Source organism: Streptomyces sp. 13-12-16 (assembly GCF_002114215.1).
In the GTDB taxonomy this organism is placed as follows: Bacteria; Actinomycetota; Actinomycetes; order Streptomycetales; family Streptomycetaceae; genus Streptomyces.
This window is the reverse complement of record NZ_NCTE01000744.1, coordinates 1-2,145: the sequence shown is the minus strand read 5'-3', so window position 1 is coordinate 2,145 and position 2,145 is coordinate 1. Positions and strand designations below refer to the sequence as shown.

Below are 2,145 nucleotides of genomic sequence, written 5' to 3'. Positions count from 1 at the left end.
GCGACCGAGCCGGGCCCGGCGCCGGACGGGCGCCCGCTGCCGCTGGTCGTCTCCGCACGGTCCCCCGAGGCGCTGAAGCGGATGACCGCCCGCATGGCGGAGCGACTGCGGGACGCGGAGCCCGGCGAGTTCTACGACCTGGCCCACACCAGCACCGTACGGCGCACCACGCATCCGCACCGCGCCGCCGTACTGGCCACCGATCCGCAGGACGCCGCCCGGCAGCTGGACCGGCTGACGGCCGCGGAGCCCGCCCGCGGGGCCGTCGTGCGCACGGGCGAGCGGGGCGGGGTCGCGTTCGTGTTCTCCGGCAACGCCTCCCAGTGGCCGGGCATGGCCGCCGACCTGCTGGAGCGCGAACCGGCCTTCCGCCGGGCCGTCGAGGAGACCGACGCGGCCCTGGCACCCCACCTCGGCTGGTCGGTGGCCAAGGAGCTGGCCCACCCGTCCCCCCGGAAGTGGCAGCGCACGGAGGTGGCCCAGCCGGTCCTGTTCGCCGTCCAGACCGGCCTGACCGGGCTGCTCGCCTCGCACGGGGTGCGCCCGCGGGCCGTGGCGGGACACAGCGTCGGCGAGGTCGCCGCCGCCCACGCCGCCGGGGCCCTCACCCTCGAACAGGCGGCGCTGGTGATCGCCGTGCGCAGTCGCACCCAGGGCGCCACGGCCGGCCGGGGCCGGATGGCCGCCGTCGGCCTGCCCGAGGCGCGGGCACGTGAGGAACTGCTCCGCCGCGACGGCGCCCTGGAGATCGCGGGCGTCAACAGCGAGAGCGACGTGACCGTCGCCGGGGACGCCGACGCACTCGCCGCCTGGGGCGCCGAACTGGCCGGCCGCGGCGTCTTCTTCCGCGAACTGGACCTGGACTACGCCTTCCACAGCCGGGCCATGGACCCCATCAGGGAACCGCTGCTCGACGCGCTCGACGGACTCGAACCCGCCCCCGCCCGGATCCCGTTCGTCTCCACCGTCACCGGCACCGAGCTGAACGGGCCGGAACTCGACGCCGTGTACTGGTGGCGCAACGTCCGCGAACCCGTCCGGTTCGCCGAGGCGGCCGGCCTGCTCGCCGCCGAACACGCCGACGTCCTGGCCGAGATCGGCCCGCACCCGGTGCTGCGCCCCTACCTGCGCCGCACCGGCGCCACCCGCGTCGCCACCCTGCACCGCGACGGCGACGGCCCCCGCGAGACCGCAGCGGCCGTCGCCGCCGTGCTCGCCGCCGACACCACCACCGACTGGCGGCACCACTTCCCCCGGCCGGGCCGGGTGGTCGACCTGCCCGCCTACGCCTGGCAGCACGAACGGTACTGGCACGGCACCGCGCAGGACCGCGTCGCGGGCACCAGCGGCAGCGGTCTGCTGGACCATCCGCTGGTGGGCGAGCGGATGCCCGCCCCGCACCCCGTGTGGCACGGCACCGTCGAGCCGCAACTGGTGCCCTGGCTGGGGGACCACCGGATCGGGGACGACGTCCTCATGCCGGCCGCCGCCTACGTGGAGATGGCCCTGAGCGCCGGCCGCCGGGCCCTGGACCGTCCGGTCGAGGTACGGCACCTGGAGATCGGCCGCCCGCTGTCCGTGCCGTGGCCGGACCCGACCCCGGTCGCCCTGCAGACCGCGGTCACCCCCGACGACGGCGCCGTGACCATCAGCGTCCGCGAGGAACACGGAGGGGAGTGCCGGCCCGTCGTACGCGCCCAGGTCCGCACCCTGCTCGGCACGGCACCGGACCCGCTCGACCTCGCCGCGCTCCGGGCCCGCTGCGACCGGAGCGTCGACGGCCCCGACTTCTACCGGACGTGCCACGGCATCGGCCTGAACTGCGGGCCGGGCTTCCAGCTCATCGACCGCGTCGACGTCGGCGACGAAGAGGCGCTGGTCACCTACCGGCTGGCGCACACCGCCGACGCCTACACCGCCCACCCCGTCCTGATCGACGCACCGCTGCAGGCCACCGTGGCCCTCGCCGGGGCGGAGGCGGAATCCGCCGCGTTCCTGCCGACCGTGTTCGGAGCCGTGCGCGTGTGGCGCACCCCCGCGCCCACCGGCGTCGTGCACCTGCGCCGGCGCAGCCGCGGCGCCAACGAGATGTGCTGGGACATCACCTACGCCGACGCCGACGGCACGGTCACCGCCGAGATCGAC

Annotated in this window: 1 protein-coding gene; it reads left to right on the top strand. The window is 76.4% G+C overall.

Annotated elements, in window-relative coordinates; all coding sequences use genetic code 11:
• A partial coding sequence (locus tag B7767_RS27890; RefSeq protein WP_143652662.1) for an acyltransferase domain-containing protein occupies positions 1 to 2,145 on the top strand: 2,145 nt, incomplete at both ends.